General features: G+C 52.4%; 28 protein-coding genes. 15 read left to right on the plus strand and 13 right to left on the minus strand.

Features of this window, described 5'->3' with window-relative positions; all coding sequences use genetic code 11:
* The first annotated feature begins 33 nt into the window (after window positions 1–33).
* Entirely contained in the window at window positions 34–378 is a 345-nt protein-coding gene (locus FIV45_RS05700; protein WP_099471423.1) for a DoxX family membrane protein, read from the plus strand.
* Here FIV45_RS05700 and FIV45_RS05705 read toward each other — a convergent pair.
* Genes FIV45_RS05705 through FIV45_RS05715 form a run of 4 tightly spaced genes read right to left on the minus strand, consistent with a single transcriptional unit; the run spans window position 375 to window position 1836 of the window.
* A complete protein-coding gene (locus FIV45_RS05705) occupies window positions 375–998 on the minus strand; it encodes a DUF1134 domain-containing protein (RefSeq protein WP_099471424.1) in 624 nt (207 codons plus the stop codon). The genes FIV45_RS05700 and FIV45_RS05705 overlap by 4 nt on opposite strands.
* A 26-nt stretch (window positions 999–1024) precedes the next feature.
* The gene (locus FIV45_RS05710) at window positions 1025–1231 is read right to left on the minus strand and encodes a DUF2842 domain-containing protein (RefSeq protein WP_099471425.1); all 207 of its coding nucleotides are present in this window, start codon (window positions 1229–1231) and stop codon (window positions 1025–1027) included.
* Window positions 1232–1246: 15 nt separating this feature from the next.
* Window positions 1247–1396, minus strand: a complete 150-nt coding sequence (locus FIV45_RS18405) for a hypothetical protein (RefSeq protein ID WP_165776911.1) — start codon at window positions 1394–1396, stop codon at window positions 1247–1249.
* On the minus strand, window positions 1396–1836 hold the full coding sequence (locus FIV45_RS05715; protein ID WP_099471426.1) for an NUDIX hydrolase: 441 nt from the start codon (window positions 1834–1836) through the stop codon (window positions 1396–1398). The genes FIV45_RS18405 and FIV45_RS05715 overlap by 1 nt, the downstream gene beginning before the upstream one ends.
* A 62-nt stretch (window positions 1837–1898) precedes the next feature.
* On the opposite strand from FIV45_RS05715, the gene FIV45_RS05720 reads away from it, so the two are divergent.
* Window positions 1899–2630: an SOS response-associated peptidase gene (locus FIV45_RS05720; RefSeq protein ID WP_099471427.1), complete on the plus strand. Its 732-nt coding sequence runs from the start codon at window positions 1899–1901 to the stop codon at window positions 2628–2630.
* Window positions 2631–2633: 3 nt separating this feature from the next.
* Here FIV45_RS05720 and FIV45_RS05725 read toward each other — a convergent pair whose 3' ends face one another.
* From FIV45_RS05725 to FIV45_RS05735, 3 genes are read right to left on the minus strand one after another with little or no spacing between them, the layout of a single operon-like run.
* A complete protein-coding gene (locus FIV45_RS05725; protein WP_099471428.1) occupies window positions 2634–3500 on the minus strand; it encodes an alpha/beta fold hydrolase in 867 nt (288 codons plus the stop codon).
* Window position 3501: 1 nt separating this feature from the next.
* Window positions 3502–4950, minus strand: coding sequence for an FAD-binding oxidoreductase (locus tag FIV45_RS05730; protein WP_099471429.1), 1449 nt, complete (start codon window positions 4948–4950; stop codon window positions 3502–3504).
* 6 nt (window positions 4951–4956) lie between these two features.
* Window positions 4957–5958 (minus strand): L-threonylcarbamoyladenylate synthase, encoded by a 1002-nt coding sequence (locus FIV45_RS05735; RefSeq protein ID WP_204602045.1) that lies wholly within the window; start codon window positions 5956–5958, stop codon window positions 4957–4959.
* A 190-nt stretch (window positions 5959–6148) separates the two neighbouring features.
* Here FIV45_RS05735 and FIV45_RS05740 point away from each other — a divergent pair, with 190 nt between their 5' ends.
* From FIV45_RS05740 to FIV45_RS05780, 9 genes are all read left to right on the plus strand, one after another.
* Complete coding sequence (locus FIV45_RS05740; RefSeq protein ID WP_099471430.1) at window positions 6149–7945, plus strand: acyl-CoA dehydrogenase; 1797 nt, start codon at window positions 6149–6151, stop codon at window positions 7943–7945.
* Window positions 7946–8028: 83 nt separating this feature from the next.
* Window positions 8029–9723 (plus strand): long-chain-fatty-acid--CoA ligase, encoded by a 1695-nt coding sequence (locus FIV45_RS05745; protein ID WP_099471431.1) that lies wholly within the window; start codon window positions 8029–8031, stop codon window positions 9721–9723.
* Between the two features lie 81 nt (window positions 9724–9804).
* Window positions 9805–10728, plus strand: coding sequence for a histone deacetylase family protein (locus FIV45_RS05750; protein ID WP_099471432.1), 924 nt, complete (start codon window positions 9805–9807; stop codon window positions 10726–10728).
* A 52-nt stretch (window positions 10729–10780) separates the two neighbouring features.
* Window positions 10781–11050: an exodeoxyribonuclease VII small subunit gene (locus FIV45_RS05755; protein ID WP_204602047.1), complete on the plus strand. Its 270-nt coding sequence runs from the start codon at window positions 10781–10783 to the stop codon at window positions 11048–11050.
* A 64-nt stretch (window positions 11051–11114) separates the two neighbouring features.
* A complete protein-coding gene (locus FIV45_RS05760) occupies window positions 11115–12017 on the plus strand; it encodes a polyprenyl synthetase family protein (protein ID WP_099471433.1) in 903 nt (300 codons plus the stop codon).
* Window positions 12018–12074: 57 nt separating this feature from the next.
* Window positions 12075–14000 carry a 1-deoxy-D-xylulose-5-phosphate synthase gene (dxs, locus tag FIV45_RS05765; RefSeq protein ID WP_099471434.1) on the plus strand — a complete coding sequence of 642 codons (1926 nt, stop codon included), beginning with the start codon at window positions 12075–12077 and terminating at the stop codon, window positions 13998–14000.
* An 18-nt stretch (window positions 14001–14018) separates the two neighbouring features.
* A complete protein-coding gene (locus FIV45_RS05770; protein ID WP_099471435.1) occupies window positions 14019–14792 on the plus strand; it encodes a TlyA family RNA methyltransferase in 774 nt (257 codons plus the stop codon).
* Window positions 14779–16032, plus strand: a complete 1254-nt coding sequence (gene rlmD / locus FIV45_RS05775) for a 23S rRNA (uracil(1939)-C(5))-methyltransferase RlmD (RefSeq protein WP_165776912.1) — start codon at window positions 14779–14781, stop codon at window positions 16030–16032. The genes FIV45_RS05770 and rlmD overlap by 14 nt, the downstream gene beginning before the upstream one ends.
* A 350-nt stretch (window positions 16033–16382) precedes the next feature.
* Window positions 16383–16859, plus strand: a complete 477-nt coding sequence (locus tag FIV45_RS05780; RefSeq protein ID WP_099471437.1) for a hypothetical protein — start codon at window positions 16383–16385, stop codon at window positions 16857–16859.
* 19 nt (window positions 16860–16878) lie between these two features.
* On the opposite strand, the gene aroC is transcribed toward FIV45_RS05780, so the two are convergent.
* The 5 genes from aroC to FIV45_RS05805 all read right to left on the minus strand — a co-directional run bounded on the left by aroC (window position 16879) and on the right by FIV45_RS05805 (window position 21203).
* Window positions 16879–17952 (minus strand): chorismate synthase, encoded by a 1074-nt coding sequence (gene aroC / locus FIV45_RS05785; RefSeq protein WP_099471438.1) that lies wholly within the window; start codon window positions 17950–17952, stop codon window positions 16879–16881.
* A 26-nt stretch (window positions 17953–17978) separates the two neighbouring features.
* Window positions 17979–18791, minus strand: a complete 813-nt coding sequence (fabI, locus tag FIV45_RS05790) for an enoyl-ACP reductase FabI (protein ID WP_099471439.1) — start codon at window positions 18789–18791, stop codon at window positions 17979–17981.
* An 84-nt stretch (window positions 18792–18875) separates the two neighbouring features.
* Window positions 18876–19739, minus strand: a complete 864-nt coding sequence (locus FIV45_RS05795) for a YihY/virulence factor BrkB family protein (RefSeq protein WP_099471440.1) — start codon at window positions 19737–19739, stop codon at window positions 18876–18878.
* A 15-nt stretch (window positions 19740–19754) separates the two neighbouring features.
* A complete protein-coding gene (locus tag FIV45_RS05800) occupies window positions 19755–20663 on the minus strand; it encodes a DnaJ C-terminal domain-containing protein (RefSeq protein ID WP_099471441.1) in 909 nt (302 codons plus the stop codon).
* A gap of 42 nt (window positions 20664–20705) precedes the next feature.
* The gene (locus FIV45_RS05805; RefSeq protein WP_099471911.1) at window positions 20706–21203 is read right to left on the minus strand and encodes an RT0821/Lpp0805 family surface protein; all 498 of its coding nucleotides are present in this window, start codon (window positions 21201–21203) and stop codon (window positions 20706–20708) included.
* A gap of 101 nt (window positions 21204–21304) precedes the next feature.
* Here FIV45_RS05805 and pdxH point away from each other — a divergent pair, with 101 nt between their 5' ends.
* The 3 genes from pdxH to FIV45_RS05820 are packed head-to-tail and all read left to right on the plus strand — an operon-like array spanning window position 21305 to window position 23195.
* On the plus strand, window positions 21305–21904 hold the full coding sequence (pdxH, locus tag FIV45_RS05810) for a pyridoxamine 5'-phosphate oxidase (protein WP_099471442.1): 600 nt from the start codon (window positions 21305–21307) through the stop codon (window positions 21902–21904).
* Window positions 21901–22824 carry a cation diffusion facilitator family transporter gene (locus tag FIV45_RS05815; protein WP_099471443.1) on the plus strand — a complete coding sequence of 308 codons (924 nt, stop codon included), beginning with the start codon at window positions 21901–21903 and terminating at the stop codon, window positions 22822–22824. The genes pdxH and FIV45_RS05815 overlap by 4 nt, the downstream gene beginning before the upstream one ends.
* An 8-nt stretch (window positions 22825–22832) precedes the next feature.
* Window positions 22833–23195 (plus strand): ArsC family reductase, encoded by a 363-nt coding sequence (locus tag FIV45_RS05820; RefSeq protein ID WP_099471444.1) that lies wholly within the window; start codon window positions 22833–22835, stop codon window positions 23193–23195.
* On the opposite strand, the gene FIV45_RS05825 is transcribed toward FIV45_RS05820, so the two are convergent.
* Window positions 23192–23860: a helix-turn-helix transcriptional regulator gene (locus FIV45_RS05825; protein ID WP_099471445.1), complete on the minus strand. Its 669-nt coding sequence runs from the start codon at window positions 23858–23860 to the stop codon at window positions 23192–23194. The two genes, FIV45_RS05820 and FIV45_RS05825, sit on opposite strands and share 4 nt — an antisense overlap.
* An 85-nt stretch (window positions 23861–23945) precedes the next feature.
* Between FIV45_RS05825 and FIV45_RS18830 the strand changes: the two genes are divergently transcribed.
* Window positions 23946–24068: a hypothetical protein gene (locus tag FIV45_RS18830; protein WP_268939761.1), complete on the plus strand. Its 123-nt coding sequence runs from the start codon at window positions 23946–23948 to the stop codon at window positions 24066–24068.
* Window positions 24069–24096 lie beyond the last annotated feature (28 nt).

Below are 24096 nucleotides of genomic sequence, written 5' to 3' on the forward strand. Positions count from 1 at the left end.
CACTGAAAGGATATTTAATTCAGGAGGGGTGAAATGCGACTGTTTATGATTATACTTCTGGTCATTCTGATCATATTAAGTCTCGCGGCGGGGGCGGCGAAAATTACCCAGATGGCGGATGACGTCCGCTATCTGCATGCAGTTGGCCTGACAAAGCCGTTGATCATTCTATTTGGCGTATTGCAGCTTGCGGGCGGCATTATGCTGATCTTTCCACAGACCCGCCGCACAGGCGCTTTGGTTGTGCTGGTTACCTTCCTGATATCCAGCGTTGTTATTTTCCTGAGCGGGGCCTATATCTTCGGGGTGTTTTCCCTGATGCCGGTGATTCTGGCGGCAGTCTTTATTGATTATGGATACTGGCGCAGATTGACTTAAAACGGAATCCAGTCGCGTTTTTTCGACAGATGCAGGTAGCCGAGATTAACACCGGCGCGCAGGCCGACACCGACACGCATCGGCGCAATGATGATATCGCCGCGTTGCTGGTAATTCATGCCAACGCCGCCGACGAAATAGAAACTGCCTTCTACGGCGGGATAGCGCTGATAGAGTTCTTCCACGTCATGGAGATTGTAGACCAGAGCGAAGACCCGAGACCCGTTGGCGCCGGCATCAAAACCAATGCTCGGTCCTTTCCAGTATACGCGGCTGTCGCCTTCAATTTTATGGGACAGGGTGCCATCACCATAACGGACACCAACCACCAGCGCGGCGCTTACTTCTGTTCCGATGATATAGCCATTGGGCTGGCCGTGATCCTTGAAAGCTTTTTCCACCACCTTGGCGATGGCTTCGGATCCGCCGCCGAGAAAATCTGATGCGGCGTTGACGATGCTTTTCTCATCGTAACTGTTGGCGTAATTGGTTTCATCCATATTCTGCCGGTGTTGCCGGCTTTCGGATGGGGCAACTGTATTGTTGCTGCTGCAGCCCGTAATGATCAGGGCCAGGATAATCGCGGAAAGGGACGTAAACTTTCGCAAGACTGAAGTCATATTTTCCTCATGTTTTGATCGATGTCTTAATTTTTTTCTTCTGTGTCTTTCGGTCGATACCACCAGCGGATCAGGATCATGGCGGGAAAAATCCAGCCAATGCCCATCACGGCATAATAGGTGATCTCTAAAGCAATATGCAGAGGAAATAAGGCATCAGCAAGGCCTGTGACCAGAAAGATATAGATGATCAATCCGACCATACCCAGTATATATCCGCCTAATTTTCTCATAATTCAACTTCTCACTTACATATTTTTAAAATTGTCGACTACCCAGATCAGCAGATGAACGCCACCGTAGGCCGTCATGCCAAAGACCACGGCAATGCCCGCGACTTTCAAATGGCCTTTCACGGATTGACCCAGTCGGGTCCATAAGGTCGGGGTATCTTCCATTAGGGTGTTTCCTCCGCCAACAGACGTATCGCCTTATGGATCATATGTTCCGTTTCACTCCAGAGATTATATTCAGAAAGTTGATGCAAGGGAACCCATATTGCCTCCTGGGCGTCATCTCCCGGGTGAATTTCACCACTGCGATAGGTGGCGGCATAATCCACTAAGGTATAATGATGGCGAATATGCTTATCTTCATCTTTATCAATAAAGTCGAGGATATCGAGAAACCGGGGAGCATTAATAGTGATGGCGGTTTCTTCGGCAACTTCACGGACGGCGGCCTCAACCACGGTTTCCCCGATTTCCTGTGCGCCGCCGGGAATGCTCCATTGATCAGGCTTGGGCGGTTTTCCGCGACGGATCAAGAGCACCTGATCGTTCCTGATTACAACAACGCCGACCGCGACGATGGGGCGGTCAGGATAATCCCTTTTCATTTATCTCACCTTTTACTATTCTGGCCACACCCTATTCCAATTCCAATTGCGGGTATATAAAAATGTGTGGCAGATACACGCTCTCTTCAGATGCTTACTTGAAATTTATGGGGCTTCTTGGTCTCAAGACAGATGATCAGGTGCCAAGCCGTTTCAACATCGCGCCCATGCAACCGGTCGCCGTAATCCGGGTGAAAGGGTCTGACCAGGATCAGGTGATGCTGCCCGGTACACCGTTGCCGGGTAAGGAAATGGCCTTGATGCAATGGGGACTGGTGCCGTCCTGGGCCAAGGAAATGTCTGTCGGGCGCCCATTAATCAATGCCCGCAGCGAGACCATCGCCGACAAGCCGTCTTTCCGCAGTTCTTTTCGCCGCCGCAAATGTCTGGTGCCGGCCAGTGGTTTCTACGAGTGGAAGAGGGGCGGTGCGTCACCGGTGCCCTATCATGTGAGCCTGCCGGGGCAGCAGCCCTTCGCCTTTGCCGCGATATGGGAAGTTTGGATGGGGCCTCATGGTGACGACTGGTGGGAGACGGTGTGTCTGGTGACCAAACCGGCAATTCCATCCATGAAGCCTGTCCACCACCGCAGTCCTGTGATTATCGACCCTGTGGACTATGACCGGTGGCTGATGCCCTGCGATCCTCCGGACAGAGAGGTTTTTAAAAGGTTGAGTACCCTGACCGAGCAGGAACTCCGGTTTCAGGAAGTCAGCGGTTATGTCAATAACGTGCGCCATGACGGGGCGGAATGCATCGCGCCGGCCCGGGGGAGCCAGTTCGACCTTTTTTAGAGGTTATCCATTTAACTTATTGAGAAAGCTGGATATTACTTCCTGGCTGTGGGCTTCTCGCAGGTCAGGTGTGTGGGCGCGATTGGCGATTGTGACTTTGGTGAACTCAGGGTGGCGCTCGGCCATTTTATTCAGGGTATCGGCGGACAGAATATCGCTGGCTTCACCGCGCAGGGTCATGATCGGAATCGGCGCAAGGGCGCCAAACAGGGGCCACAAATCAGGAGGAACGGCATTTTCCGCACTTTCGGCAATGGCGGTGCCGATATGAGGGTCGTAATCGGCGACGATCTGGCCATCGTCCCGTTGTCGGAAACTGTTGCGGGTAAATTCTTCCCATTCGTCGGCGCTATAATCGGGGAACAGGGGGCCGCTGATGGTTTTTACCCCCATGACCGCATGTGACCAGTTCTTCAGGGGCACGTTCTTTCCCAGATATTGAGAAATCCGGGCGATGCCTTTCGGGTCTATTTCAGGCCCGATATCATTGAGAATAATGCCCTTGAGGACTGAGGGGTTCAGGACCCCCAAGGTCATCGAAATCAGCCCTCCCATGGAAGTGCCGACTGCAACGACTTCTGACAGGCCTTCTTTCTTTAACAGGGTTTGGACATCCTGGACATAGGTGGGGATCTGATAATTCACATAGACAGGATCATAATCGGACTGTCCGCGACCCCGCATGTCCAGACTGATGACACGGTAAGAGGGTCTCATTTTCAGGGCGAACTGGTGGAAATCCTTTGAATTCCGTGTCAGGCCGTGCAGACAGAGCAAAGGGGGGCGGGTTGTGTTTTCCCCAGAGGCATAATCACGATAATACAACGTCAGCCCGTCCTGACTGGTGTAATATTTTTCCTCAAATTCCATTTTATGCCTTCTCCTGAGAAATCTCGGCCGGCAGGATCACACCGGGGTTCATGATGTCTTCCGGGTCCAGTGCGGCTTTGATACGACGCATCATGCCCAATTCTACGGAAGATTTGTAACGGGCCATGTCGGTGGTCTTCATTCTGCCTATGCCATGTTCGGCACTGAAACTGCCGTGAAAGTCTTTCACCAGGTCATGGATGTGGCGGTTAAGGTCTTCCCAGCGTTCCAGAAAATCGGATTTTGCCATTTCCCGGGGTTGGCTGACGTTATAATGGAGATTGCCGTCCCCAAGATGTCCAAAGGGCACAGGACGGGCCCCGGGGATAAGTGCTTCAACGATATCGGCCGCCTTGAGAAGAAACTCCGGGATGGTCGAAATGGCCACGGAAATGTCGTGCTTGATGCTGCCCCCTTCATGTTTTTGGGCTTCGGACAGATGCTCACGCAGGCCCCAGAGAGCCTCGCTTTCACTGTCATTCTTGGCGATGACGCCGTCCAGAACCAGATCTTTTTTCAGGGCGTCTTCAAGAATGCGTTCCATGACCCGTTCAAGGTCGAGAAGGTCGCGATTGAGAGAAGATGTGGTTTCCAGCAAGACATACCAGTCATAAGCAGTTTCAAGAGGGTCGCGACAGCCGGGCATATGATGTGTGACCATTTCAAGCCCCCGGCGCGGGACCAGTTCGAAGGCGGTAATACAGCCGCCACTGACCCGTCGGGCGATACTGAGCAGTTCAACTGCGGATTTCGGGTCGGGAACAGCAACAAAGGCGGTTTGTTTCTGATGAGGATAAGGCGAAAGTTTCAGTGTTGCGGCGGTAATAATGCCAAGGGTGCCTTCCGCACCGATAAACAGCTGTTTCAGGTCGTAGCCGGTATTGTCTTTCCTGAGTCCTGTAAGGCCGTGCCAGATTTCACCGGAAGGGAGTACGACCTCGAGACCGAGCAAAAGGTTGCGGGCATTGCCGTAATGCAGCACATTGACGCCGCCGGCATTGGTCGACAGATTTCCGCCAATCATGCAGGATCCTTCTGCGGCGAGACTGAGCGGAAATATGCAATCAATATCCCGGGCCCGTTGCTGCACGTCGGCCAGAATACAGCCGGCTTCGACGGTCATGGACTGATTGTCAGGGTCCGTATGACGCATTCTGTTCATTCGCTTAAGGCTGATCAGGACCTGGTCGCCGGCGAGGGTTGGAATGCTGCCTCCGACAAGACCTGTATTTCCGCTTTGCGGCACGATGGCGATTTTATGTTGCGCGCAATAGCGGACAATATCCGCAACCTTTTGCGTATTGTCCGGCAAGAGTACCAGTGCGGTTTTGCCCTGATATTTACCGCGCGGTTCGGTAAGATAGGCGGACATTTCACGGGGGTCATCCTGCCAGCCTTTGGGGCCGGAGAGGTCTTTCAGGATATTCAGATGAGAGTCGGATAGGCACATTGGCGGTTACTCTTTGTTATCAGCCGCCGCGCGGCTCAATCGGTCATTGATTGCTATCCCCAAGCCGTGAGGCGGGATAGGGCTTACCGCGATGGTTTCACATCCCAGGTCGTCCAGTTCGTGCAACAGGGAGAACAGGTTGGCCGCGGCCTCGTGCAGGCTGCCTTTTGGGCTTAAATTCCGCACTATTCTGGCATCTTTTGGGTAAAGGCTGCCAAAAGCCAGTAGCGCCTCATCAGGGTATACGGTGGTCGCGTTGAGGCGGACATTACTGCGGGGGGCGTAATGGCTTTTGAGTTGCCCCGGCGCCGTCGGATTTTGCCCGTCTTCAAAGGGCACCACCCGCAGTCCGGTAACTTCTTCAATATCGCGTTGGGAAACGCTGCCCGGTCGCAACAGCCTGATTTCACTGCCCATTACCTGGGCGATGGTGGATTCAATTCCATTCCGGCAGGGGGGACCGTCCAGAATCATGGCGACCTCGTCTTTAAGGTCGCGGGCCACATGTTCAGGTCGGGTCGGGCTTAGCTTTCCTGACAGGTTGGCGCTGGGCGCGGCGATCGGATATTTGAAATTTTCAAGCAATTCCCGCACCACGGGATGTTCCGGCACCCGGACAGCGACCGTATCAAGACCGGCGGAGACCAGCGGTGACAGCAGGGTGCCGGGTTTCTTATTGAGCACCAGCGTAAAAGGACCCGGCCAGAAAGCCGCGGCCAGTTTGCGCGAGGTAATGTCAAAATCGACATATTTTTCAGCCTCTTCAATCGAAGGCAGGTGAATGATCAACGGGTTGAAGGAGGGACGTTTCTTGGCCGCGAAAATGCTGGCGACGGCCTGATCATTGGTGGCGTCCGCCCCGAGACCGTAAACGGTTTCTGTCGGGAAGGACACCAGTTTGCCCTGCAAAAGATATTTTGACGCCAAATGAAAATTTGCCAGTGTCGGGGGCATGATTTTCGCGGTGTCGTGTTTTTTGTCGCCAGTGTCCATAGTGATTTGTGTCATTACTCTTCGTCAGGATTATTAAACACTTGTTTTAATCGTGTAACTCATGTAAATTCTGTTTTCAAACGACTGTTTTAATTTTGGTCGTCTTTATGGCCTCTAGATAATTATAGGGGCAATGTTTTTCATAATAAACCGCTGCGGCACGTAAAGACATATAAAACATAGAAAAATATTTAGGAGTACCCTTGTGGCTGACTATATTGCCCCGACCCGTGAGATGAAATTTGTCCTTAAGGATGTAATTGACATTGCTGAAGTGACGGCTTTGGGCAGGTTTCAGGATGCTTCCGATGATATTATTGACGCGGTTCTGGAAGAGGCGGGGAAGTTCTGCCGTGAAGTCCTGTCTCCGCTTAATGCGGTTGGGGACAAACAGGGGGCGCAGCTTACCGCGGACGGGGTTGTGGCTTCTCCGGGGTTTAAAGAAGCTTATCAGGCCTATGCGGATAATGGCTGGACCAGCGTGTGTGGAGATCCGGCCTATGGCGGCCAGGGGCTGCCACTGACCTTGGGGTCTGCGGTGTATGAATTTGTGGATGCGGCAAATATGGCCTTCAGCCTTCAGCCAATGTTGACCACGGGCGCCATCGAATCGATTCTGGCGCATGGAACGGCGGAACAGAAGGCTATATATCTTGAGAAAATGATCTCCGGTCAGTGGGGGGGATCAATGAATCTGACCGAACCCGGGGCAGGTACGGACGTTGGCGCGTTGAAGACCAAAGCCGAGCCCGCAGGCGATGGAACTTATCATATTACGGGTCAGAAGATCTTCATCACCTGGGGAGATCATGACCTGACCGAAAATATCGTGCATCTTGTACTGGCCCGGACGCCGGGCAGTCCCGAGGGCACGAAAGGCATATCCCTGTTTATCGTGCCGAAATATCTGGTGAATGAAGATGGCAGCCTGGGGGGGCGCAATGATGCGAAATGCATCTCCCTGGAACATAAACTGGGCATTCACGGCAGTCCGACATGCGTGATGGCGTTTGGCGAAGAAAGTGACTGTATCGGGTATATGATCGGTGCTGAACATAAAGGCATGGCCGCGATGTTTACGATGATGAATAATGCCCGCCTTAATGTCGGTATCCAGGGAGTGGGCAGTTCGGAACGGGCCTTGCAAATGGCGACAACTTTCGCAGCGGACCGGATACAGGGCAAGGCGATCGGGGCTACCGTTCCCGGGCCCCATGCCATTATTGAACATGCGGATGTGCGGCGGATGCTGATGACCATAAAATCGACAACCGAGGCCGCCCGGGCGTTGACCATGCTCAATGCCAAGGCCCTTGATCTTGCGGAACATCATCCGGATGAGGACGTCCGGCAAGCCAATAAAGGACTGGCGGACCTGTTAACCCCGTTATCGAAGGCCTATGGGTCTGATATTGGGGTGGAGAACGCCTCATTGGCGGTACAGGTGCATGGCGGGATGGGGTTTGTCGAAGAAACCGGTATTGCCCAGGTCTATCGGGATACCCGCATCAATCCGATTTATGAAGGCACAAACGGGGTTCAGGCCATGGATCTTGTGGGTCGGAAATTACCAATGCAGGGCGGACGGTTCTGGCGTGCCTTGCTGAAAGACATTGGTGAATTTACCACCACATTACCCGACACAGATGAATTTACAGGTTTGAAAGTCAATATGCAGCAAGCGGTGGCGGCCAGTGAAGAATGTGCGGAATGGATAGTGGTTCAGCAGGGGGTGAATATGCGCAATGCTCTGGCGGGGTCATCCCCGTTTCTGCGCCTGTTGAGCGTCACAGTCGGTGGTTACCTTCTGGCCAAGGGGGCGCTTGCCGCGCGCACTCGATTAGATGAGGGGGACGAGGAACAAGATTTTCTGCAGGCCAAAATCATTACGGCCCGGTTTTATGCGGAACAGATTGTACCCACGACATTGGGGTTGAAAAGCAGTATCATGGCGGGGGACGAACTGTTTTTTGGCATCCCTTCTGAGCAGTTGACGCCTTAAGATATTTGTTCAGAACTCGGGAGGTTTTGAACGAATTCCAACGACAAAAAAATAATATCAAAATATAGGACAGACATAGGAAAATGACACAAAAGCCTTGGTTGAAAAATTACCCCGCCCATGTGGCCTGGGATCAGAAGTTTGACGCAAAGCCACTTTATACGCTGGTTGATGATGCGGCGGCCGAGTTTGGCGATTGTGTTGCCTATGACTTTATGGGGAAGGAAACCACCTATAATGATCTTTTGCAGCAGGTCAACCGAATGGCCCGGGGATTACAGGATATAGGGGTCGGCAAAGGCGTTCATGTGGGGATTTTTATGCCCAATTGTCCCCAGTTCTCTGTGGCTTATTTCGGTATCCTGAAGGCGGGCGGTACTGTGGTCAATTACAGTCCGTTGTATTCCGAACAGGAACTGATCAATCAGGTGGAAGAAACCGACACCGACATCATGATCACCCTTGATCTGGCGGCGCTATATCCGCAGATGGAAAAAGTGTGCCAGAAAAGCCGGCTGAAGCATCTGGTGGTGGACAGGTTCTGCAATGCTCTTCCCTTTCCCAAGAACCTGCTGTTTAGATTCTTAAAAAGCAGTATGACGGCGTCTGTGGTGAAAGACCGCTATTATACCAGCTATGAAAAGCTGATGGATAATGAAGGAAATGTAGATCCGGTCAATATCGATGTTATGGAGGATGTGGCCGTTATTCAGAGCACGGGCGGCACGACGGGTATCCCGAAAGGCGCGATGCTGACCCACAGCAATTTGTTCACCAATGTCTTGCAACTGGAAGCCTGGGCCGTGGGGCTTAGGCCAGGGGAGGAGGTGGCTCCCGGGTTTTTACCATTTTTCCATGTTTTTGCCATGACCGTCCTGATGAATCTCAGCATCCGTCTAGGCGCCAAGGTGGTGATCATGCCGAAATTTGAGCTCGAAGCCGCCATGAAGATGATCAAGAAATATAAACCAACCCTGTTTGCCGGGGTGCCGACCATGTTTACCGCGATGCTCAACCACAAAGACATTCACAATGTTGGCATTGAATGCATTCGGGTCTGTTTGTCCGGTGGTGCGCCTTTGCCCGTGGATCTGGGGCAGGCATATAAGGAAAAACTGGGATTGTGCATTTCAGAGGGATATGGCTTGACCGAATCTTCCCCCGTATGTGGGGCGAATCCCTTTGACCGGGAAACTCGATATGGCTCAATTGGCCTGCCTATGCCGGGGACGGAATTGATTATTGTTGACCGGGAAGATCCGCTAAAAGAGATGCCGCTGGGCGAGCATGGCGAAATCTGTATTCGGGGGCCGCAGGTGATGAAAGGCTATTACAAACGTCCGGAAGCAACGGCAGAGGTTCTGATTGACGGCATGTTCCGCACGGGCGACGTCGGGTATATGGATGAAGACGGCTATACGTATATAGTTGATCGCGATAAAGATCTGGTGCTGGTCGGGGGCTTTAACGTCTATCCCCGCACGGTGGAAGAAGCAATTTATCAGCATCCGGCGGTCAATGAGGTGACGGTGATCGGCGTACCGGATGAATATCTTGGGGAACGTCCAAAAGCTTTTGTTTCACTGAAAAATCCCGATGAACCACTCACGGAAGCAGAGCTTATGGCGTTTATCCATGACAAGCTTGGCAAGCATGAGCGTCCCAAGGCGATTGAGTTCCGTAAAGAGTTGCCAAAGACAATGATTGGCAAGCTGTCAAAAAAGGAACTGGTGGCGGAAGAACGGGAAAAATATGAGAAGCTGAAAGCCAGTGCATGACGTCTTTCCCATAAAATGCCCCCCTTTATGATGTCGAATATGCTAAACTGCGGTTCTTTTTGATGCCAGCAGGAGACCAGTGTGACAACCGGGTTGTTTTATCATAAGGATTGCGAGGATCATATCACGCCGGAAAACCATCCGGAAACGCGCACGCGTTTATCGGTGATCATGGACCGTCTTGATCAGGCTGATTTTAAGGCCCTGCATCGTTTTGAGGTGCGCCCGGGTGATTTGGATCTGTTGCGGCTGGTGCATACCGATGCGCATATCGCCAATGTCCTGGACCATATTCCGACAAACGGATATTTCAAGCTGGACAATGATACCTGTGTGTCGCCGGGTTCGGGCATTGCCGCCTTGAAAGCGGTGGGGGCCACCTGTCAGGCGATAGATGCCGTTATGGCCGGGGATATCACAAACGGGTTTTGTGCGGTACGTCCGCCCGGGCATCATGCGGAACCCGATCAGGCCATGGGCTTTTGCCTGTTCAATAATATTGCCATTGGCGCGCTTCACGCCCGCACCATGCATTTCCGCCACCGGGTGGCGATCATTGATTTTGATGTGCATCATGGTAATGGCAGCCAAACGGTGGCGATGCAAAACAAGGGTCTTTTTTACGGGTCCAGCCATCAATCGCCGCTGTATCCGGGTACAGGCCATCTGCAGGACCACGGGGAGGGCGTGATTATTAACGCTCCCTTGGCGGCCGGCAGTGGCAGCCGCGCGTTCCGGCATTGCTATGAAGAACGCATCCTGCCGGAGTTGCGACGCTTCGATCCGGACTTTATTCTGGTTTCCGCGGGGTTTGATGCTCATAAAGACGACCCCTTGGCGGATTTGAATCTTACAGAGGATGATTTCTCCTGGGTCACGCGAGAGCTGAAACAGGTGGCGGAAGACCATTGTCAGGGCCGGTTGGTGTCTTGTCTTGAAGGCGGGTATAATCTGAATGTTCTGGGGGAATCTGTTGCCGCACACGTTTCGGCATTGATGCCATGAGCCGCTTTCCGGTATAAAGGAAAATTAACGATTCTTGTTTCAGGAGCTATATGTGTCAGATACTACTGTTGAACCTACTTCCATCCCCGATGATATCGCCAAATTGAATTTTGAAGAGGCGTTGAATGCATTGGAGCAGATTGTGAAAAGCCTGGAAGGGGGGCAGGTGTCGCTGGAAGAATCCATAGATATTTACACACGCGGGACACAACTTCGTCAACATTGTGATGCAAAACTGAAAGATGCCAGTGCCCGGATCGAGAAAATCACGAAATTGCAGGATGGTTCCCTGGGCACAACGGCCTTGGATGACGTTGAATAAAACTGCCGGCCTGGCGTGTGTTCTGGCTGCGGGTATGAAATAACCATAATACAGAGATCATATAATGACCAATGATAATAACGATCTGGCAACCTTGGCCCTGCGCGATGTTGCCGAACTGGTTGAAGAAAAGCTGATAAAATTGCTGCCCAAAGCAGTAGACCTGGAACAGCAGGTGATTGATGCCATGGAATATGCGTTGCTGGCCGGAGGCAAACGGGTTCGACCGTTTTTGGTGATGGAAAGTTCGCGCATTTGCGGCGTGGGGGAAAGTTCGGCCCTGAGGGTTGCGGCAGCGGTTGAATGCGCCCATACCTATTCTCTGATCCATGACGATCTGCCCTGTATGGATGACGATGATATGCGTCGGGGGCAGCCGTCGGTACATAAGAAATTTGATGAGGCCACGGCGGTACTTGCCGGGGACGCCCTGCTGACGCTGGCGTTTGAAATTTTGGCGGATGAGCAGACCCATGCCAACCCGCGGGTGCGGTGCGAATTGATCACGGCCCTGGCCAAGGCGCTGGGGGCCAATGGCATGGTTGGCGGCCAGATGTTTGACTTGCTGGCGGAAAACCAGGATCTGGACAAAATACGTATTACCCGGCTGCAACGCATGAAAACCGGGGCTCTGATTGTATTTTCAGGCGAATCCGGGGCAATCCTCGGAATGGCGGAAGAACGCCGGTGTCAGGCGTTGCGGGGCTATGCCCATGATGTGGGACTGGCGTTTCAGATTGTGGATGACTTGCTGGATGAGGAAGGTGATTCAGATGACCTGGGTAAAACGGCGGGTAAGGATTCAAAGGCCGGAAAGGCGACTTTTGTGTCACTGGCCGGGGTGGATGCTGCGCGAACCAAAGCCTTTATGCTGACCGATCAGGCGATACAGCATCTGGACATCTTTGGCGACAATGCAGAAAACTTGCGTAATCTGGCAAAATTCATTATTAATCGGGCCAACTGATCATAAGGCGGTGGCCAAATGATACGGGGGCGGAAAACATGAGAAAAGTAGGTTCTTTTGGATAGTATTAAAGGTACGGAATTACTGGATCAGATACATAGCTCTGACGATGTAAGCAAGCTCCACCCGAATCAGCTGAAGCAATTGGCTGACGAGGTACGGATGGATATGATTAATGCGGTTTCGCAGACCGGGGGCCATCTGGGCGCTGGTCTCGGGGTTGTTGAGCTGACGGTGGCTCTGCATCATGTTTTCGATATGCCCAAAGACCGGCTGATCTGGGACGTGGGCCATCAATGCTATCCTCATAAAATTCTGACCGGTCGCCGCGATCGTATGCGCACCATCCGTCAGGGGGGCGGCCTTGCCGGTTTTACCAAACGCAAAGAAAGCGAGTATGATCCTTTCGGCGCAGGTCATAGTTCTACCTCTATCTCCGCCGGTCTCGGGATGGCGGTGGCGCGCGATCTGGCAGAAGGCGATAACAACGTGATTGCCGTGATTGGCGACGGCTCAATGAGCGCCGGGATGGCCTATGAGGCGATGAACAACGCCGGGGCCCTGAAATCGCGCCTGATCGTCATTCTCAATGATAATGATATGTCGATTGCCCCACCTGTTGGGGCGATGAGCGCCTATCTGGCGCGGCTTTTATCATCACGGTCCTATCTTAACATTCGTGATTTCGCCAAGAATATCGTCAAGCGTTTCCCGCGCACCATTAGCGAAAAAGCCAAACGGGCCGAGGAATATGCCCGCGGCATGGCCACCGGCGGGACGTTGTTCGAAGAGTTGGGCTTTTATTATGTTGGCCCCGTGGATGGTCATAATCTGGAACATCTTCTGCCGGTGCTGGAAAATGTTCGCGACGCCGGCGAGGGGCCGGTCCTGATCCATGTGGTGACCCAGAAGGGCAAAGGCTATAAATATGCCGAGGAAGCCAATGACAAATATCATGGCGTGTCCAAGTTTAATGTGGTGACCGGCGCCCAGAGCAAGTCGACGCCCAAGGCGCCAAGTTACACCAACGTCTTTGCCAAGGCGCTGATTGCGGAAGCGGAGAAAGACGACAAGATTGTTGCCATTACCGCGGCCATGCCATCGGGCACGGGGCTTGACAAATTTGGGGCGGCCTTTCCGGATCGTTGTTATGATGTGGGGATTGCGGAACAACATGCCGTGACCTTTGCCGCCGGAATGGCGACGGAAGGTTACAAACCTTATGTGACAATTTATTCAACCTTCCTTCAGCGGGCCTATGACCAGGTGGTGCATGATGTGGCGGTACAGAACCTGCCGGTACGTTTCGCCATCGACCGGGCTGGTCTCGTCGGGGCGGATGGCCCAACCCATGCGGGGTCTTTTGATATTACTTATCTGGCGTCCTTGCCCAATTTTGTCGTTATGGCGGCGGCTGATGAAAAAGAGCTGATGCATATGGTCGCGACGGCAAACAGCATTAATGACCGGCCGTCCGCCGTGCGGTATCCACGCGGGGAAGGCATTGGCATGCCGTTGCCGGATGCAGGAACGCCCCTTGAAATCGGGAAGGGACGGATCATTGAAAAAGGGAAGAATATCGCGATTCTATCCTTGGGAACCCGGCTTCACGAAGCCCTTGCCGCAGCAGAAAGCCTGAAGGCGCACGGTCTGACGACCACAGTCGCAGATGCGCGGTTTGCCAAGCCGCTGGATGTGGAGATGATCCGGAACCTGGCCCTAGAACATGACGTTCTGGTGACCATAGAAGAAGGGGCGATTGGCGGCTTTGGAAGTCATGTGCTTGATTATTTGAGCAATGAAGGTCTGCTGGAGAATGGTCTCAAGGTGCGGACCCTTAAATTGCCGGATATTTTTCAGGATCAGGACAGCCCGGATATCATGTATGAGCAGGCGGGCCTGTGCGCCAAGGATATCGTGGAAGTAAGCCTGAAGGCGTTGCGGCGTAACGATACGTCATCTTCTTCCGTTGGAAAAATTTAGGTCTCACAGGACGTCCTCATGGCGAAGAAAAAACGCGTAGATCAGTTGATCGTTGACCGGGGACTGGCCGACAGCCGATCCAAGGCACAGGCGTTGATCATGGCAGGGGCGGTGTTCAGCGGCGAGAAAAAAATCGACAAGGCCGGGACTCAGGTGTCGGAAGATGTGGCCCTTGAAGTGCGTGGCAAACAGCATCCCTGGGTGAGCCGTGGCGGCCTGAAACTGGTGCAGGCGATTGAGGAATTCTCCCTGAACCTTCAGGATAAGACCGTCGTGGATGTGGGGGCCTCCACAGGCGGTTTTACCGATGTGTGTTTACATCACGGGGCGGCCAAGGTTTATGCGGTGGATGTCGGGCATGGGCAACTGGCCTGGAAACTGCGGAATGATGACCGGGTGGTGGTGCTGGAAAAAACCAACGCCCGTTACCTGACCTCGGAACAGATCCCTGACCGGCTGGATATGATTGTCTGTGATGCAAGTTTTATTGGACTGCAGACAGTCCTGCCGGCGGCCATGAGCCTGGCGGCGGAGGGCTGTATTCTGGCAGCCCTGATCAAGCCTCAGTTCGAAGTCGGCAAGGGCAATGTCGGCAAGGGCGGGGTGGTGCGCGACCCAGATCTGCATGCGGAAGTCTGCGATAAAATCGAACATTGGATTACTGGGGATATGCCGGGGTGGACCGTGCAGGGGATCACCACAAGTCCGATCAAGGGCCCGGAAGGCAACATCGAATTTCTGATTGTAGCAGAGTATCATAACACGGATGAGAGTGAACATGACCAGAGTTAAAATAGATCATATCGGTGCCCGGGGAGACGGTGTGGCGGAAACGCCGATGGGGCAGGTTTTTGTTCCCTTTTCCATCGATGGTGATGATCTGGAGGTCAAGATTCAGGGCAAACAAGGCCGCATAAAACACATCCATACCCCGTCCCCGCACAGGAGCCCGGCGAAATGCAGTCACTTCGGGAAATGTGGCGGCTGTACATTGCAGCATGTTGATCCGGCTTATTACAGCCGCTGGAAACAGGATCAGATCAGAACGGCCCTCAGCCACCGTGGTTTTGACGATGTGACCGTTCTGAGCCCGGCAATAAGCCCGGAAGGCACGCGCCGCCGGGCCCGGTTGAATGTCATCGGGAAGGGGCAGGGGCAGGCGATTGTCGGCTTCTCGGAAAAAGCCAGTCACAATTTAATTGATATTACCGCCTGTCCGGTGATGGCGCCGGAGATTGAAAACTTTCTGGCGCCCTTGCGGACTTTTTTGGGGGCACAGTTAAAGCCGCGTCAGAAAATGGCGGTACAGATTAATTTGGCTGAAAATGGTCTTGATATCATTCTGGAAAGCGCAGGGGAACCTGACCTGGATTTGCGGATGGATGTGGCGGCATTTGCGGAAACACATGATGTGGCGCGGATTTGTTGGCTGGATACCAAACTGAAAAAGACATTTCACGAGATTATGTGTGAACGCCGCAAGCCCTGTGTCACTTTTGGTGGGCGCCAGGTCTATATTCCGCCGGGGGCCTTTCTGCAGGCGACAAAACATGGCGAGGCAGCGCTGACCGGTTTCATGCAGAAGGCAATCGGCGATGCGGACAAGGTTGTCGATATCTTTGCCGGCTGCGGCACCTTTACCATTGCCCTGATTGGTGATCATGCGGTGCATGCGGTAGAAGGCAATCAGGATATGATTGGTTCTCTGAAAAGCAGCGCGCATCAGATGGGCAAGATACGTAATCTGACTACGGAAGTGCGGGATTTGTTCCTGCGGCCGTTATTGCCCCATGAGTTGAATAAATATGATGCGGTTGTTCTTGATCCGCCCCGCGCCGGGGCCCGGGATCAGGCGGTTGAAATTGCAGGGTCGGATGTCTCAAATGTGGTGATGATCTCGTGCAATCCCGCCACGTTTGCCCGGGATGCACGGGTGCTTGTCGATGCGGGATTTGACATGGGTGACATTCTGCCTGTGGATCAGTTTCTATACACCTCTCATCTGGAAGTTGTGGCGCATTTTACCCGTTAGAAATGTTCTGGCGCCGGGGTTATCCGGAGGCATTATATGAGCAGGATTTTTTTATAATTCTTCTGTTTGTTGTCAGTAGCTTGACAAAAATACGCATATATTATTCTACTTTTCTTTGTCAGAAAGCTAAAAATTTCGCCTTTCATTCATGCTCCCTTAAGGCTCTCGGTAATATACTCTTCTACAGGGCAAAAAATGCCGCATATTGATGGTTAAGAAAACGTAAATATTCTTTTATTCATAATGTGTTAACCTTTGCCCGCAGAATTCTCCCTTTTTAAAGAGAGCGGGGATTTGGCATGCTAATTGCTTAGGAATGGGCAAAGTATGTAACGAATGGAAAATAGTAGATGAGCGTTAATATAGTGCAGAATGAGGTCAGGGATTTTTCCGGCAACGAGGTACTGAAACCTACCAGTCAGGATAACTTGTCTGTGTCTGAAAATAAATCAGACCAGAAGTCTTCCGGCACGACTGCTCAGTCGGCTGCCGGAGATCGGGTTTCTGTTTCTGAAGTCTGGGAAAAAGCCGCCCGCGACTTTGATGTGCGTCACGCCACACCGCGTGATATCATCGCCCTGAGCCGTACTCTCTACAAAGCTGCTGCGATCACGTATGATGATCATATTAACCTGAGCTTCCAGCCGGAAGACAACGCTGACACCCCGACGGAAAGCAAACCGTTCAGTCATGACCGGAAAGATTATATCTCCGTCTGGCAAAATAAGCTCGATAATGTGGTGCGTTCAGGTGGCGACCGTACTCAAATTGAGGAAAGTCAACGCATTCAGGCGATCCTGATTTATGTCGATAGCCTGAAGGGGTAGTAAGCCCCCGGCCTGGGAATTAACCTTGTTGGGCCCTGTGAAGCAGAAGATGGTCGGCGATGACGCAGGCCATCATGGCTTCTCCCACCGGGACGGCGCGAATGCCGACACAGGGGTCATGACGTCCCTTGGTGATGATTTCAGTATCTTTTCCGTGTTTATCAACGGTCTTGCGCGGGGTCAGAATCGATGATGTGGGTTTCACGGCAAAACGGCAGACGATTTCCTTACCGGTGCTGATCCCCCCGAGAATGCCACCGGCATGATTGGTTTTCAGGGCCGGTCTTCCGTCTTCATCCATATACATTTCATCGGCATTTTCTTCCCCCGTAAGGCAGGCGGCGTTAAAGCCTTCGCCAATTTCGACGCCTTTAACCGCATTGATGGTCATCATGGCGGCGGCGATATCGCTGTCGAGCTTGGCATAGATCGGGGCGCCAATGCCGACGGGAACGCCGATGGCATGTATTTCGATAACCGCGCCAATGGAACTGCCGCCTTTACGGATGCCATCCAGATATTTCTCCCATACCGGCACCATTTCCTTGTCCGGACACCAGAAGGGATTATTACTTACTTCATCCCAGTCCCAATTGTCCTGGTTTATTTTTTTGTCTCCGATCTGCACCAAGGCGCCCTTAACCTGGATGCCAAGGCCGAGTATTTTACGGGCGAGGGCGCCGGCGGCAACCCGGCAGGCCGTCTCCCGGGCGGACGAACGGCCGCCGCCGCGATAATCGCGAATGCCGTATTTTTCCATATAGGTATAATCGGCGTGACCAGGGCGGTATTTGTCCTTGATATCGCCGTAATCCTTGGACCGTTGATCAGTATTTTCAATCACCAGGCTTATGGATGTGCCGGTGGTCATGCCGTCGAACACGCCGGAAAGAATTTTCACCTGGTCTGCTTCCTGGCGCTGGGTGGTGAAACGGTTTTGTCCCGGTTTGCGCTGGTCGAGAAAATGTTGAATATCAGCTTCGTCGATCGGCAGACGGGAGGGGACGCCGTCGATGACACAGCCAATGGCGGGGCCATGGCTTTCCCCCCAGGTGGTGACCCGAAAGATATGACCGAAGCTGTTATATGACATAATTCTGCTTTCTTATGGTTAGGGCGCTATGAAAGCGCAATATCCGGCGCGTCTTCGCGCTTCATGCCCATGATGTTATATCCGCTGTCCACATGATGAATTTCGCCGGTCACGCCGCTGGACAGGTCGCTGAGCAGATAAAGCCCGCTGTTGCCGACTTCCTCAATCGTGACATTGCGGCCAAGTGGTGAATTGAGCTCGTTCCATTTCATGATATAGCGAAAATCGCCAATACCGGACGCGGCGAGCGTCTTGATCGGTCCGGCGGAAATGCTGTTGACGCGAATGTTTTTCGGCCCCAAATCACGGGCGAGATATTTGACGCTGGCTTCAAGCGCTGCCTTGGCGACACCCATGACGTTGTAATGGGGAATAACTTTTTCCGCGCCGTAATAGCTCAGGGTGATCATGCTGCCGCCTTCGGTCATCAGCTTCTCGGCCCGTTGGGCGATTGCGGTGAAGGAATAGCAGGAGATATTCATGCTGCGGGCGAAATTATCGGCGGTTGTATCTACATAACGTCCGGTCAGTTCCGATTTGTCGGAATAGGCGATGGCGTGAATAAGAAAATCAATCTTGCCCCAACGTTTTTCCAATTCGGCAAAAACGGCGTCTATTGAGGCATCATTGGTGACATCGCAAGGCAGGATAATATCGGAACCGATGGATTCCGCCAGGGGACGCACCCTTTTTTCAAGGGCCTCGCCCTGATAGGTGAAGGCAATTTCAGCGCCTTGTTCCGCGGCCTTGCTGGCGATACCCCAGGCAATTGAGCGATTGTTGGCAACTCCCATGATGATGCCGCGTTTTCCGGCAAGAAGACCATTATTTTTCGTCATTATTATTCCTCAGCAATATTATGCAATGTGCCGGCTGTTTATAGCCAGTGAACCTGCTTAATCCTACACATTTTTGAAGTATATTCAATTAGGTGGACTGTCGTTACTCGTTTTTCTTAATCTTTGATGATAGAGCGCCGCATTGACCTCTGCGCCTAAAATAAAGGAAGCGCTGATAAAATAAAAGAACATTAAGGCGATAATGGCGCCGGCCAGGCTGCCATACGTCACATCGTAATTGCCAAAATGCTTCAGATACAGGGAAAAGCCGCTACCGACCACCATCCATAAAGTCAATGTGGTCAGGGCCCCGGCCACCATCGGTGTACGGATGTCGAGGTTGCGGGGTTTCAGGATATAATAGGATAGACACAAGGCGCCAAAAATCAGACTGATGCTGACCAGCAGCCGGACAAAATTCCAGAGCAGATGCCAGTCGGCTTCGAGAGGAATATAGCTGATCAGGATTTTCCAGGCCACAGGCCCGAGCACCAGAATGGTCATGCCGATAATGATGCTGCTGGCGGAAAGGATCACGAGGAGCAGGCCTTCGGCGCGTCTGCGCAGATAGGGGCGGCGACTGACAGAACCAAAGGCGCGGACAATGGCGAGACGGGCGGCATCGATGGCGGATGAGGATACCCAGAGCGCCCCGAGAATACTGAATGTCATGATGCTTTTGTCGGTGGTCTTGATCATTTTTTCGATCGGACCCCGCAGCACTTTGACCACATCTTCCGGCATGTTTTCAAACAGATAGGCCAACGCCTGGGGCCCGGCCTCCGACTGGCCAAAAAAACCGGCCAGGGAAACAAGAAAAATTACGAAGGGGAACAAGGCCAGCATGGTCAGGAAGGCGAGGTATCCGGCCATAACCATACCATCATGCAGGGCAAAGCTTTTGACGGCTTCAGCCAAAAACTTGAAATTTAAAAGCCGTTCTTTCATCAGCCGCGGTTTCCTTTACGCCATATGGGAACGCACATCTTGTTGTTTGCTTTTTGCCCATTTCCGGATGGCCTTTTCCAGGGTTTCGTCAGGACTTTCCGGCAACATGATCTGCAATTTTACATACTGATCGCCGCGGGTGCCGCTTTTGGGGTCGCGGGCGCCTTTCCCTTTTAGGCGTAATGTCCGCCCGGAACTCGATCCCTTGGGAACGGTCATGGCGACTTTACCATCTATGGTTGGAATATTGACTTTTGCCCCTGTGACGGCCTCTTCCAGCGTAATCGGCAGATCAAGATGGATATCGTTGCCTTCGCAGGAAAAGAATTTATGAGGCCGGATCAGGATTTCGATGATTGCATCTCCTGTCGGGCCCCCGTATTGGCCTTCTCCGCCTTGGCCTTTCAAGCGGATTTTCTGGCCTTCCTTGACGTTTTCAGGAATGGTGACATTGAGGGTTTTACCATTGCTGAGGCTTACCGGCTTTTTACCACCTTTAATGGCGTCGAGAAAATCTACCCGCAGCTGATAGACGGTGTCCTGTCCTTTTTGCGGGCGCGGTTGGCGTTGCTGCCGTCCTCCGCCAAACATGGAGGCAAAAATTTCTTCCGGGTCGAAGCCGGCGCCAAACCGGCCACCGCCCATGCCGCCCCCGGCGCCGCGGGGATGGAAACCGCCCCCCCCGCCAGCGAAGCCTTTTTCAGATCCGTCAGGGTTGATTTCCCCCCGATCATAACGGGCGCGCAGATCCTTGTCACGCAACAGGGCGTAAGCCGCAGAGACTTCCTTGAATTTCTCGGCGATTTTCTCATCCCCGGCATTGCTGTCCGGATGAAGTTTCTTGGCCAGACTGCGGTAGGCTTTTTTCAGTTCATCATCAGAAGATGATTTGGGGACGCCCAGGACGCTATAGGGATCTCTCATAGGGTTCGGTCAACTCACTTTTCGTATCGTCGTTTGACGGTGTTATTGGTTCACAATCTTCCAGGTGCCGTCCGCCTGACGGCAGGCTGTGCCATATGCCGTTTCTGTTTTGCCACCGACAGAGACGGTCTGCTGATACTCGCGGCAATATTTTTCTTCGGCATTGGTATAAGCCGGTTGCGGCGTGATTGTACCACTGTGCCCACTATCGGGATTGTGCCAGGTTGCGGTTTGTCCCGACGGGTTTTTCTCAAGCGCATATTGGGTTTTCTGTTGCATGGCCAAGCGGTCTGCCTTGTCGAGAGATCTGCCGATTTCCCGACCAATATAGGCCCCGGCAAGGGTGCCTGCCGCGACGGCCACAACTTTACCCGTGCCGCCTCCTTTGCCACCGATGGCGGAGCCGACGGCGGCGCCACCAATGGCGCCAAGCAGTGTCCCAGAATCCTCTTTGGTGCAGGACGCTACTGAAAGTGACAGCGCAAGTATGAGTGTTGTGCTTTTTAAGACTTTCGGTCCGGTTTTACGAAGGATTGCCATACAATGTACCTCTTTATTCAAATGATTGTATTTTTGCATTATTGCGACTATATAACATTCAGAATCAAATTCCATATTCTATTGCTAAATTTGGTAAATTTATGACAGATTTCAAGGGAAGCATTGTGACCCAACCAGTTGATTTATTTAAAACATGGTTTGATAAGGCGGCAGAGACAGAAGATATGCCTGAAGCCGTGGCTCTTGCGACGGCAGATGCACGTGGTCGCCCGTCGGCCCGGATGGTGTTGCTGAAAGGCGCGGATGAGCGCGGCTTTACCTTTTATACCAATCTGGAAAGCCGTAAGGGGCAGGAACTTGCCGAGAATAAATTTGCGGCCCTGTGTTTTCACTGGAAGACTCAAAAACGACAAATCCGCGTCGAAGGTCCTGTGGTACGGGTGAGTGATGCGGAAGCCGACGCCTATTTCGCCAGCCGTGCAAAGGACAGTAAAATAGGCGCCTGGGCGTCTAAACAAAGTCGCCCGATGACAGGGCGTTTTGAATTTGAAGCCGCCATCGCCAAATATACGGCCAAATATGCTATCGGCGAGGTGCCGCGGCCGCCTTTCTGGTCAGGTTTCCGGATCGAAGCAACCCGCATCGAATTCTGGGAAGATCGAAAATTTCGTCTGCACATGCGCCATGTTTATGAAAAGGACGAGGCAGGTAACTGGACCATGGGAGAACTTTACCCATGAGCCAGCCGACGGAAAAGGAAGAGCAGAAAGCCGCTTCGTCGGGCCTGATGGTCCGGGCGGCGAATGCGGCGGTGATCATGGCGTTCAGTCTGATCCTGATCAAGGCATGGGCCTACCATATGAGCGGTGCGGTATCCATGCTGGGGTCTTTGCTGGATTCCGTGATGGATATTCTGGCTTCCCTGATTAATCTGGTGGCAATCCGTTTTGCAATTGTTCCGGCGGACAATGATCATCGTTTTGGTCACGGTAAGGCGGAAGCCATCGCCGGTCTGGTTCAGGCCATGGTGATTTTCCTGTCTGCGCTGTTTCTGTTTGTTGAGGCCGGTCGTAAAATGCTGTCGCCGGAACCGTTGCGCGAAACAGGTATCGGGATATCCGTGATCCTGGTGTCGGTTCTGTTGACGGTGATGCTGGTGCTATATCAGCGCCACGTGATTAGAAAGACCGGCTCTGTGGCGATTTCAGCCGATCACCTGCATTATTCAGGTGATATTCTGATGAATTTTGGCGTGTTAATCGCCTTTGTTTTAAGTGGTTACTTTGAACTTTATTACGCCGATCCGATCATTGGTATTCTGGTGGCCGGCTATTTGGCCTATAACGTTAAACAGATTGCGCATAGCTCAGTTGATATGCTGATGGATCGGGAACTGGATGACGAAGAACGGGCGCCTATCCTGGCGCTGATCAGGGCTCATGAAGAAGTGCATGGGGTTCATGACATAAGAACCCGAAAATCGGGTCTCGATCTGTTTATTCAGTTTCATCTGGAAATGGACGGCAGTATTTCCCTGGGGGAGGCTCACCGTATTTCGGAAGAAGTGGAACAGGAAATTATCGCGCTTTACCCGGAAGCAGAAGTTTTGATTCATGCGGACCCGGAAGATCAGGTCGGGGCTGTCAGTTTTAGAGAGTAGGGGAAGAAATGATCACCGTATATGGCATTAAAAATTGCGATACCATCAAGAAAGCATTGAAATGGTTGACGGACCAGAGTGTCGCACATCATTTTCATGATTTTCGTAAAGATGGGCTGGAACGCCAGATGTTGCAGGGATGGGTAACGGAACTTGGGCTGGATGTCGTGTTGAACAAGCGCGGAACCACCTGGCGTAAGTTGCCGGACGCCGAGAAAGAAAGCCTGACCGAGGCGACGGCGATTGATCTGATGCTAGAACAGCCGGCAATGATCAAGCGCCCGGTTTTTGATTTCGGTGACCATCGGCGGGTGGGCTTTGCGAAAAAGGATGTGGCGGAAATCGAAGCTTTGCTGCAATCCGGCCTTTAATCCTCTTCACCTTTTGGGACGACTGTATAGGCACAACGACGGGCGCCTTTGATGATATGTTCCGTACGGTTGACGGAAACCTTATCCCCCAATACGCTTTTAAACAAATCCAGTTCTCTGGCGCAGATGCCGGAACAGACCCGGGCGGCTTCGCACACCGGGCAATTGTTTTCCACGAAAAGAAAACTGTCCTTCCTGTCTCCCGGCAGGATGTCCGTCATATAGCCTTCTCGGCTGCGCAGATCCGATAGGGCAGCAAGTTTTTCCGCCAGGGGATCATCAGCATCAATTTGTGTTTGGTAATCGGTCACTTGTTCCCGCAAACGTACGTCGAGCAATTTCTCCATGCCCTGATCGCCAAAGGTTTTCTTGATGGAGGAAATCAGTCCAGTGGAAAAATCCGCATGGGTATTGGGAAAATGCGTTTGTGCCTGTTCCGTCAGCTGCCAGAGCTTCGCCGGGCGTCCCTTGGGGCGCGCCACTTTGCAATGGCAAATATCCCCCAGTTCTTCAAGCGCGTATAGATGCTGTCGAATGGCCATATCAGTTACGCCGAGAGACGCGGCAAGGGCGGGGGCTTCCTGGGGGCCCTGTTGCTTTAGCAGGGTCAGAATGCGGGCGCGGGTCTTTTCTGCCGCAGTTTTTTTCTGTGTTTTCAAAGTCATAATTATTTTCTAAAGAAAAAGATTTTAAAAGTAAAGAAAAGAGTGTATTTTTTTTATAGATAAAACTTTAAAAAAGGAATTGATCATGCATATTACCATAGAAAACGCCGCTTCACCCGCTGTATCCTTTAGTGAAATTGTGGAGCGTTTATCTGAATTGATGACTTTTATCAAGGCGTCCGATGCGGGTCCTTGGGTGCAGAAATAATTGTGAGTAAAGATTCGAGGAAGGAATT

The sequence above is a fragment of the Paremcibacter congregatus genome, assembly GCF_006385135.1.
Lineage (GTDB): Bacteria > Pseudomonadota > Alphaproteobacteria > Sphingomonadales > Emcibacteraceae > Paremcibacter > Paremcibacter congregatus.

Coding starts and splice junctions, on each gene's coding strand:
- FIV45_RS05700 (WP_099471423.1), top strand. CDS start 34: ATGCGACTGTTTATGATTATACTTCTGGTCATTCTGATCATATTAAGT.
- FIV45_RS05705 (WP_099471424.1), bottom strand. CDS start 998: ATGACTTCAGTCTTGCGAAAGTTTACGTCCCTTTCCGCGATTATCCTG.
- FIV45_RS05710 (WP_099471425.1), bottom strand. CDS start 1,231: ATGAGAAAATTAGGCGGATATATACTGGGTATGGTCGGATTGATCATC.
- FIV45_RS18405 (WP_165776911.1), bottom strand. CDS start 1,396: ATGGAAGATACCCCGACCTTATGGACCCGACTGGGTCAATCCGTGAAA.
- FIV45_RS05715 (WP_099471426.1), bottom strand. CDS start 1,836: ATGAAAAGGGATTATCCTGACCGCCCCATCGTCGCGGTCGGCGTTGTT.
- FIV45_RS05720 (WP_099471427.1), top strand. CDS start 1,899: ATGTGTGGCAGATACACGCTCTCTTCAGATGCTTACTTGAAATTTATG.
- FIV45_RS05725 (WP_099471428.1), bottom strand. CDS start 3,500: ATGGAATTTGAGGAAAAATATTACACCAGTCAGGACGGGCTGACGTTG.
- FIV45_RS05730 (WP_099471429.1), bottom strand. CDS start 4,950: ATGTGCCTATCCGACTCTCATCTGAATATCCTGAAAGACCTCTCCGGC.
- FIV45_RS05735 (WP_204602045.1), bottom strand. CDS start 5,958: ATGACACAAATCACTATGGACACTGGCGACAAAAAACACGACACCGCG.
- FIV45_RS05745 (WP_099471431.1), top strand. CDS start 8,029: ATGACACAAAAGCCTTGGTTGAAAAATTACCCCGCCCATGTGGCCTGG.
- FIV45_RS05760 (WP_099471433.1), top strand. CDS start 11,115: ATGACCAATGATAATAACGATCTGGCAACCTTGGCCCTGCGCGATGTT.
- FIV45_RS05770 (WP_099471435.1), top strand. CDS start 14,019: ATGGCGAAGAAAAAACGCGTAGATCAGTTGATCGTTGACCGGGGACTG.
- rlmD (WP_165776912.1), top strand. CDS start 14,779: ATGACCAGAGTTAAAATAGATCATATCGGTGCCCGGGGAGACGGTGTG.
- FIV45_RS05780 (WP_099471437.1), top strand. CDS start 16,383: ATGAGCGTTAATATAGTGCAGAATGAGGTCAGGGATTTTTCCGGCAAC.
- aroC (WP_099471438.1), bottom strand. CDS start 17,952: ATGTCATATAACAGCTTCGGTCATATCTTTCGGGTCACCACCTGGGGG.
- fabI (WP_099471439.1), bottom strand. CDS start 18,791: ATGACGAAAAATAATGGTCTTCTTGCCGGAAAACGCGGCATCATCATG.
- FIV45_RS05795 (WP_099471440.1), bottom strand. CDS start 19,739: ATGAAAGAACGGCTTTTAAATTTCAAGTTTTTGGCTGAAGCCGTCAAA.
- FIV45_RS05800 (WP_099471441.1), bottom strand. CDS start 20,663: ATGAGAGATCCCTATAGCGTCCTGGGCGTCCCCAAATCATCTTCTGAT.
- FIV45_RS05805 (WP_099471911.1), bottom strand. CDS start 21,203: ATGGCAATCCTTCGTAAAACCGGACCGAAAGTCTTAAAAAGCACAACA.
- pdxH (WP_099471442.1), top strand. CDS start 21,305: ATGACAGATTTCAAGGGAAGCATTGTGACCCAACCAGTTGATTTATTT.
- FIV45_RS05815 (WP_099471443.1), top strand. CDS start 21,901: ATGAGCCAGCCGACGGAAAAGGAAGAGCAGAAAGCCGCTTCGTCGGGC.
- FIV45_RS05820 (WP_099471444.1), top strand. CDS start 22,833: ATGATCACCGTATATGGCATTAAAAATTGCGATACCATCAAGAAAGCA.
- FIV45_RS05825 (WP_099471445.1), bottom strand. CDS start 23,860: ATGACTTTGAAAACACAGAAAAAAACTGCGGCAGAAAAGACCCGCGCC.
- FIV45_RS18830 (WP_268939761.1), top strand. CDS start 23,946: ATGCATATTACCATAGAAAACGCCGCTTCACCCGCTGTATCCTTTAGT.